Source organism: Pseudomonas sp., from assembly GCF_041601375.1.
GTDB lineage: Bacteria > Pseudomonadota > Gammaproteobacteria > Pseudomonadales > Pseudomonadaceae > Aquipseudomonas.
In genome coordinates, this window is the sequence record NZ_JBFIIG010000197.1 from 1 (window position 1) to 7432 (window position 7432).

The 7432-nt window shown below is 65.1% G+C and carries 8 protein-coding genes and 2 pseudogenes; 7 read left to right on the forward strand and 3 right to left on the reverse strand.

Annotated features, from left to right (window positions below; all coding sequences use genetic code 11):
* The 6 genes and pseudogenes from ABZE94_RS18700 to ABZE94_RS18725 all read left to right on the forward strand — a co-directional run.
* A pseudogene (locus tag ABZE94_RS18700) lies at positions 1-193 on the forward strand (saccharopine dehydrogenase); the annotation flags it as partial.
* Between the two features lie 326 nt (positions 194-519).
* The gene (locus ABZE94_RS18705; protein ID WP_372877322.1) at positions 520-2067 is read left to right on the forward strand and encodes a 2-isopropylmalate synthase; all 1548 of its coding nucleotides are present in this window, start codon (positions 520-522) and stop codon (positions 2065-2067) included.
* Complete coding sequence (locus ABZE94_RS18710; protein ID WP_372877323.1) at positions 2064-2855, forward strand: energy transducer TonB; 792 nt, start codon at positions 2064-2066, stop codon at positions 2853-2855. The genes ABZE94_RS18705 and ABZE94_RS18710 overlap by 4 nt, the downstream gene beginning before the upstream one ends.
* Before the next feature lie 66 nt (positions 2856-2921).
* A complete protein-coding gene (gene rimI, locus ABZE94_RS18715; protein ID WP_372877325.1) occupies positions 2922-3374 on the forward strand; it encodes a ribosomal protein S18-alanine N-acetyltransferase in 453 nt (150 codons plus the stop codon).
* 185 nt (positions 3375-3559) lie between these two features.
* Complete coding sequence (gene can, locus ABZE94_RS18720; protein ID WP_372877327.1) at positions 3560-4204, forward strand: carbonate dehydratase; 645 nt, start codon at positions 3560-3562, stop codon at positions 4202-4204.
* Between the two features lie 28 nt (positions 4205-4232).
* Positions 4233-5117, forward strand: coding sequence for a DMT family transporter (locus ABZE94_RS18725; RefSeq protein WP_372877335.1), 885 nt, complete (start codon positions 4233-4235; stop codon positions 5115-5117).
* A 153-nt stretch (positions 5118-5270) separates the two neighbouring features.
* Here the strand turns inward: ABZE94_RS18725 and ABZE94_RS18730 are convergent, their stop codons facing one another.
* From ABZE94_RS18730 to ABZE94_RS18740, 3 genes are all read right to left on the reverse strand, one after another.
* Positions 5271-5804, reverse strand: a complete 534-nt coding sequence (locus ABZE94_RS18730) for a DUF3087 domain-containing protein (RefSeq protein WP_372877329.1) — start codon at positions 5802-5804, stop codon at positions 5271-5273.
* Positions 5805-6081: 277 nt separating this feature from the next.
* Positions 6082-6660 (reverse strand): S-(hydroxymethyl)glutathione synthase, encoded by a 579-nt coding sequence (gene gfa, locus ABZE94_RS18735; protein WP_372877331.1) that lies wholly within the window; start codon positions 6658-6660, stop codon positions 6082-6084.
* Between the two features lie 264 nt (positions 6661-6924).
* Positions 6925-7134 (reverse strand): hypothetical protein, encoded by a 210-nt coding sequence (locus tag ABZE94_RS18740; protein WP_372877333.1) that lies wholly within the window; start codon positions 7132-7134, stop codon positions 6925-6927.
* 157 nt (positions 7135-7291) lie between these two features.
* Here ABZE94_RS18740 and ABZE94_RS18745 point away from each other — a divergent pair.
* Positions 7292-7432: pseudogene (locus ABZE94_RS18745) on the forward strand (integrase); the annotation flags it as partial.

Here is a 7432-nt window from a genome sequence, read left to right on the forward strand (position 1 = left end):
CATCTCCTACACCGCAGGCGTACCACCGGTCGCCGCTGCTCTGCTGGTCGCCCGTGGCGATTGGGATGTCGGGCATATGGCCAACGTCGAACAGCTGCCGGCCGAGCCGTTCCTCAAGCTGCTCGATGTAATGGGCCTGCCCACCCGGATCAAGGACGCCAACGGCGACCGCCCCTGGGATCAAGCCCTCTGATCGGCTGCGCCCAGCTCGCTCGGTCAGCCCAGCGCCCGCCATTTGGCGGGCGTTTTGTTTCCGGCATTGAGGCTCCCACGCTTCAGCGTGGTAGCCCCTACTTGGACGCTCCGCGTCCACGCAGGCGCGAGGGTGACCAATAGGGCGGGTGCTGGCCGCCGGAGTCTCTTGTCCATTGGCGGGTTGCACCCGCCCTACGCGTTGATGCGCAGCGTGCCGCTGCTTTCCACGCTTCCCGCCCGGGGCGTTTCACGCGACAATCAGCGCTTATCGACATAGGCCCCCACGTCGGGTCTGTGCTTCTGCGTAGCCGTGAGGAATTTCCAATGAGCAGCAATGACCGCGTGATTATCTTCGATACCACTCTGCGCGATGGCGAGCAGAGCCCCGGTGCCTCCATGACCGGCGAAGAGAAGCTGCGCATTGCCAAGGCTCTGGAGCGCTTGCGTGTCGACGTGATCGAAGCCGGCTTCGCCATCGCCAGCCCCGGCGACTTCGCCGCGGTCAAGGCGATTGCCGACGCCATCAAGGACAGCACCGTGTGCAGCCTGTCGCGGGCCCTGGATGCCGATATCGATCGCGCCGCCGAAGCGCTGAAAGGCGCCAACTCCGGGCGTATCCATACCTTTATCGCCACCAGCCCCATCCATATGCAGCACAAGCTGCGCATGCAGCCGGATCAGGTGGTCGAGCAGGCGGTGCACGCGGTCAAGCGCGCGCGTAACCTCTGCGCCGACGTCGAATTCTCCTGCGAGGACGCCGGCCGTTCGGAGATCGATTTCCTCTGCCGCATCATCGAAGCGGCCATCGACGCCGGCGCGCGCACCATCAATATCCCCGACACCGTCGGCTACGCGATCCCACACCAGTACGCCGAAACCATCCGCCAGCTGCTTAACCGCATTCCCAATGCCGACAAGGCGGTGTTCTCCGTGCATTGCCATAACGACCTCGGTCTGGCCGTGGCCAACTCCCTGGCCGCGGTGGTCGCCGGTGCGCGCCAGGTCGAGTGCACCATCAACGGCCTCGGCGAGCGTGCCGGCAACGCCGCGCTGGAAGAGATCGTCATGGCGATCAAAACCCGCGAAGACCTGCTCGGCGTGCACACCCGTATCGACACCCCGCATATCCTCAGCACCTCGCGCATGGTCTCCGGCATCACCGGCTTTCCGGTGCAGCCGAACAAGGCGATCGTCGGCGCCAACGCCTTCGCCCACGAGTCCGGCATTCACCAGGACGGCGTGCTCAAGCATCGCGAGACCTACGAGATCATGTCCGCGCAGTCGGTCGGCTGGCACACCAACAAGATGGTGCTGGGCAAGCATTCCGGGCGCGCGGCCTTCCGCTCGCGCCTGGAGGCGCTGGGCATCGCACTGGCCGGTGAATCCGAGCTGAACGCGGCTTTTGCCCGCTTCAAGGACCTGGCCGACAAGAAGCACGAAATCTTCGACGAAGACCTGCAGGCGCTGGTCTCTGAGACCCTGGCCGAAGAAGCACCGGAGCACTTCAAACTGGTCTACCTGGAAGTGGCGAGCAAGACCGGCGAAGTACCGCTGGCCAAGCTGGTGCTCAGTGTCGATGGTACCGAGCAGGGCGCCGAAGCCCAGGGTTCCGGGCCGGTGGACGCGACCTTCAAGGCGATCGAGTCGATTGCCACGTCCGCTGCCAACCTGCAGCTGTATTCGGTCAACGCCATCACCCAGGGCACCGACTCCCAGGGCGAGGTCACGGTGCGCCTGGAGAAGGACGGGCGCATCGTCAACGGCAACGGTGCCGATACCGATATCCTGGTGGCCTCGGCCAAGGCCTACATCAATGCCCTCAATCTGATGCAGGACGGCCAGAAGGCCCATCCGCAGGTGGCTGACGTTTGATTGCAGAACTGCGCCGTCGTGCTTATCTGAGCGCCATGCAGGTGGCCAGCTGGCTGCCGCGTGTGGAGCTGCCGTTCGCCGCGCCCTCGCGCCCGGAGCTGCTGCAGCCGGCAGAGCCGGAGGTGCCAGTGGCGGCCGAACCCAGCAGCCCGGTTGCACGCGAGACCGCGCCGCCGAGCAGGCCCGAGCCGCCAGCCGAGCGGCCGAAGATCGAGGTGCCACGGCCCAGCGTCGTCCCGCGCAACGTCAAGGCGGATGCCCTCGATAAGACAGGGACACCCGTAGCGGCCAAGCCGGTGACCGCGCCGCCACCGCGTTTCGCCCTGCAGCTGTTGCGCGCCGGCGCCTGTGCGGTGCTGGTCGAACTGCCCACCGGCGAACCCTTGCAAGGGCGCGATCCGGCCTACCTGCTGCTCAAGGACCTGCTGCGCGCCGCCGGTCTGCCGGACAGCCCGCAACTGATCGGCGAGCCGGTGCGCTGGCCATTGCTGGCACGCGGTAGCATGGATCAGGGCCCGCAGGCCGCACTGGATTATGTTCAGAGCTTTATCGCGGCGCGCCTGGAAGAGCAGGAGCCTTGTGCCTGCCTGTGGCTGGTCGGCTTGCCGGCCATCCGCTTCGCCGGCGACGCCGATGCCGAGCACTACAACCGCGAGTTGCAGATCGACGGTCTGGGGGCGGCCTGGGCACTGCCGGGGCTGGAGTTGCTGATAGACGAACCGGCGCGCAAGGCCGAGCTGTGGCAGGCGATGCGCCGGGTACGGCAACGCTGGCAGGCAGGCTCTTGAGCACTTCCAATGGCGCCTGGTTGCGGCCACTTCGCCCAGGTTTCAACCGTCTATGAGTCAACCCGAATGAGTGATGCAATTTCTTTCCGCCCGATGACCGAGGCGGATATCGAGGCCGTGCTGAAGATCGAGTACGCCGCGTTCAGCCATCCCTGGACCCGCGGCATCTTCCTCGACAGCCTCAAGTCCTACGATTGCTGGGTGATGTTCGAGGGCCAGCAGCAGGTCGGCCACGGGGTGATCAACGTGATCATCGACGAGGCGCACCTGCTCAACATCACCATCAAGCCGGAGAGCCAGGGCCGCGGTTTCGGTTTGCTGCTGCTGGAGCGCTTGATGCAACGCGCCATGGAGCTCAAGGCCGGCGAATGCTTCCTCGAAGTGCGCGCCAGCAACCAGTCGGCTTACCGCCTTTACGAGCGTTATGGTTTCAATGAAATCGGCCGGCGCCGCGACTATTACCCGGCCGTGGGTGGTCGCGAAGATGCACTGGTGATGGCCTGCACCCTGCTCGACTGAGCGTCCGCGCCTCCTCCGCTGACGCCAACAGTGCCGTAACGGCGGAATGCTTAACCGCGGCGCGGTCAGCGCTGGGCTTGCGGCTGTCGCTGACAGCCTCCGGCTGTGACGGCAAGGCCAGGTGGCTTGTCAAAGGCCAAGCGCGCTCCGTATGGTGCGCATCGATACTCCAGGGAGCCGACGGCATGAGTGACTTACAAGATCTCTTCGACAACAACGAGCGGTGGGCCGAGGCCATCAACCAGCAGGATCCTGGCTTCTTCGCCAAGCTGGCTCGCCAGCAAGCGCCGGAATACCTGTGGATCGGCTGCTCCGATGCGCGGGTGCCGGCCAACGAGATCGTCGGCCTGCTGCCGGGCGATCTGTTCGTCCATCGCAACGTCGCCAACGTGGTGCTGCACACCGACCTCAACTGCCTGTCGGTGATCCAGTACGCGGTCGACGTGCTCAAGGTCAAACACATCCTGGTCACTGGCCACTACGGCTGCGGCGGCGTGCGTGCCTCCATGCACGACACCCAGTTCGGCCTGATCGATGGCTGGCTGCGGACCATCCGCGATCTGTATTACGAGCACCGCGACCACCTGGCGACCTTGCCGAGCGAGGAGGCGCGGGTCGACCGCCTCTGCGAGCTCAACGTGATTCAGCAGGTGGCCAACGTCAGCCACACCACCATCGTGCAGAATGCCTGGCATCGCGGCCAGGAACTGTCGGTGCACGGCTGCATCTACGGCATCAAGGACGGTCGCTGGAAGAACCTCAACGTCACCGTCAGCGGCATCGAACAGCTGCCGCCGCAATACCGCCTGCGTCCGCTCGGCCAGAACTGAAGTGGTGCACAGCTCGCGCAGCCTGGCCATGCTCGGCCTGTTGCTGGCCGTGCTCTGCTGGTCGGGCAACGCCCTGGTGGCGCGCGCCTTCGCCGGGGAGATCCCGCCCTTGGCCCTGTCGTTCTGGCGCTGGTGCCTGGCCCTGAGCTTGTTGCTGCCGTTCGTCCTGGCGCCGCTGTGGCGCCATCGCCCGCAGTTGCGTGCGGCCGGCTGGCGCCTGCTGGTGCTCGGCGGCCTGGGCATCGCCGGCTACAACTCGATGCTCTACAGCGCCGCGCAGACCACAGCGGCGATCAACATCACCCTGGTCAACACCTGCCTGCCGCTGATGACCTTCATCGGCGCCGGCCTGTTGCTCGGCGAATGGCCGCAACGCCGCGCCTGGTGGGGCATGGGCCTGGCGGCGAGCGGCCTGCTGGTGCTGATCACCCAGGGCAGCTGGACGACCCTGACCGCGCTGTCGTTCAACCGCGGCGACCTGATCATGTTGCTGGCCGTGGCCGACTGGGCGCTGTATTCCCTGTTGCTGCGGCGCTGGGCCAGCTACCTGCTGCCGATCCCGCCATTGGCCCTGCTCGGCGTGTTGATGCTGCTCGGCGTGCCGCTGATCCTGCCCTTCTACCTCGTCGAGCTGAGCCAGGGTGCGCGCTTCGCCGTCACCCCGGGCAACCTCGGCGCCATCGCCTACACGGCGGTGTTCGCCTCGCTGGTCGCCTATCTCGCCTGGAACCACGGCGTGCGCGTGGTCGGCGCGGCCAAGGCGGCGCTGGCCAGCTACCTGATGCCGGTGTTCACCGCTGCACTCGGCTGGCTGTTGCTGGGCGAAGGCCTGCAGGCCTTCCACTGGCTGGGCGGCGGGCTGATCTTCAGCGGGCTGCTGCTGGGCACGCGGATGGGCGCCAAACGCGGCTGACCGGTAGGGCACAGATTGGCTTCCCGTGGATAACCGCGCAGCGTTATCCATCCAGTGGGCGAGGCGGCTAGGTTGGATGGGGCGGGCGTATAGGTCGGCTGCGCAGGCTGAGCGAAGCGAGACCCTGCGACTGTTCGTGGGCTAGTGGCGTGGTTACCGCGCCGCGTTGGCCTTCTTCACCGTCTCAAGCCAGGCTGGGTCCATCTGCTTCTGCTCGGTATCCATGCCCAGGGCCGCCATGGACGCCTTGTGCCGGTTGATCTCCGCCATCATCTGGCTGAGGGCGCTGGTGTTGCCGTCCAGTTGGTGCATCTGGGTCAGGCCCAGGTGATAGAAGCGCAGCAGCTTCAGCGCGCTCGGATCCTGGGCCGCTACGCCGGCAGTGACGTGGTGCATGGCGTTGGTGATGCTCATCAGCCGGCGCTTGAGCTGCCAGCCATAGACGGCCGGCGCCATCCAGGGTTGCTGCCAGAATTTGCACCGCACCAGCGCCATGGTCAGCAGCAGCCCGGCAAGAATGCCGCCCAGATTCCAGCGAAAATTATCGCCAGCGGGTTCGCCGAACAGCCACACGGCCAGAGTAGCCAGGAGCATGCCCAGCACCAGGAAGATCAGCACAATGATCAGGGTGCTGCGGCGCGTTTGCTGGCGGTATTTCTCAGGATTCAGCTGCTTGATCTCGAACATCACTCCCGTAGGGCTCCTCTGTTGAACGGTTGACAAGCTGGCGGGCATTATCACCCACAGCAGCCGTGATGGCGCGCCTAACCTCGTGGGTGAAGGCGTGCCGGCCTTGTCGAGCCTGGCCACTACCAGGCGGGCGCTGCAGGTGAGCCGAATCCGGGGGTTATTCGGCGCACTGGTCGTGGGCCGGCTGCGGCAGGCGATTCGCGCACAGGGCACAGCCGGGGACAAGGGGGCGGTGCGACTTGCGCTCGCCAGCGGCTCCGCTTCCTGCGGCGCGTCAGGACTTGAGCGCGCCGGAAGCCTTGGCGGCATGCGTCGCGATGATATCCATCAGCTCCGGCGACAGGCAGTCATAGGGCTCCAGGCCGAGTGACTTCAGTCGCGCACGCACGGCGTCCATGATTGCCGGGTCGGCGCCCGACTCGATGATCGAGGAGACGAAGGCGGCGAACTGCGGCGCCGACCAGCCCTTGTCCGGCGACAGTTCGGTGTGGATGAAGTCGAACCCGTAGAGCGGGTGTGCACTGTTCTCGATGCGGCCATACATGTGCACGCCGCATTGGTTGCAGGCGTGCCGCTGGATGGCGGCTCGGGAATCGACCACCACCAGCTTCTCGGCGTGGTCAATGACCTGGAGCTTGTCGCGCGGCACCACCGCGACCATGGAGAACAGTGCGCCCTTCGGCTTCCAGCACTTGGTGCAGCCGCAGGCGTGGTTGTAGGCCGATTGCGCGTCGACTTGCACCCGCACAGGGTCCTGGGTGCAGTGGCAGACGAGCGTACCGCCAGCGAAATCCTCGGCACCCGCCTGGATGCCGTTGTCGATTGACGGGTGAATCGAAAAGGCAGTTGTCATTATCCACCTCCCTAGCCAGCAGAAGGTCCGGGGCGGTCATAGCAGCCCTCCGGACAGAGATCGAACAGGCTGTTGAAAAACGTAGCGAACGACGGCGAGGCAAAGCGAAAACAGCCGAAAAAGCGCAGTGTACGAGCTGTACATGAGATTTTTGCGGCTGATTTAAACGCCGCATAGCCTGGCGCAGTCGTTTTTCAACAGCCTGTTAAGCGTAGCAGGGGCGGACGCAGCCAGAGGTCCGGCGCAGCGGCAGGGCGTGGTATCTCAATGCTGCTGGCGTTTGCGGGCCTCGCGGTCAGACCGGCGTTTTTGCTCCTCATGGCGGTGTCGCGCGGGCTTGTGATGCCCTGCGGAGTAATGACGATCCGCGCCTCTGTAATGGTCCCTGCCGCGGTCGTTGTACTCGTGATAGGCGCAGCCGCTCATCAGCAGAAACGCCGCCGCCAGGGCGAGCATTGAAATGCGAGCTAGCATGTCCGTCTCCTTAAGCCTGGGATGGTTTATCCACGCATCCATGAGACACCAGGATGGTGTAAGGGGCGGTCAGCGAGGTGTAAAGGTCGGGTAAGGACTGGACGGCAACGAAAAGCCGCGCCTGGCCGTCGATAGTGGTTGAAAACCGGCTCGCCTTTACTTCGCCTCTCTGAATCAGACCGGCAGACCGCTTGATGATCGCCTCGCGGATCTGGTCCGCGTCTGGCATGCCTTGCACGGTTGTTCGCTCAAGGACGAAAAAGCCCGGCTATCGCACACCTTGGCTGTAGTCGAACGC